This window comes from Calderihabitans maritimus (assembly GCF_002207765.1).
In the GTDB taxonomy this organism is placed as follows: Bacteria; Bacillota; KKC1; order Calderihabitantales; family Calderihabitantaceae; genus Calderihabitans; species Calderihabitans maritimus.
The window spans coordinates 1-566 of the sequence record NZ_BDGJ01000041.1; the positions used below are offsets into that span (position 1 = coordinate 1).

Annotated in this window: 1 protein-coding gene; it reads right to left on the reverse strand. The window is 48.2% G+C overall.

Annotated features, from left to right (window positions below; all coding sequences use genetic code 11):
- A partial coding sequence (locus tag KKC1_RS04840; protein WP_143288676.1) for a transposase occupies positions 1–566 on the reverse strand: 566 nt, incomplete at both ends.

Consider the following 566-nt stretch of genomic DNA (forward strand, 5'->3'; position numbering starts at 1 on the left):
AACACCTTGTCAGCATCATAGTAACGCTTTTCTTTCCCCAGGGTGAACATCACTCGTAGCAGCTTGTTGCAAATGGCTATCAGAGCCTGTTTCTTTTTCAGGGGATTTTGTGGCCTGGTTGTCAGGTAACGGTATAAGGCTTTGAATTCCTGATTTTTTGCTACCAGGGTAAGGCTGGCCTGGTATAAAAGATTCCTGAGCCCGGATCGTCCTCGTTTGGAGATGGTTCTGACCCCTTTTTTCTGGCCAGAGCTCTGTTCCACCAGGTTAAGCCCGGCCATTTTTTGTAGCTGACGCCAGTGCCCGTAGTGGGTTAACTCTCCCACTTCGCCTAGAAAACCTGCTGCGGTTACTGGGCCAATGCCAGGTATGCTCAGAAGGTATTCGGCCAGTCCGGTTTCTCTTAGGGTTTTCTCCATCGCTGTTTCAATCTGTTCCAGTTTGGTTTTGTATAAGTCTATTTCATCCAGAATAGTTATTAGCCTTATCCGAGCTCCTGTTATCCCTGCCGTTATACCTACCGAGTTTTCCGCTGCTTCCTTGAGTATTCCGGCACGTCTCAAACC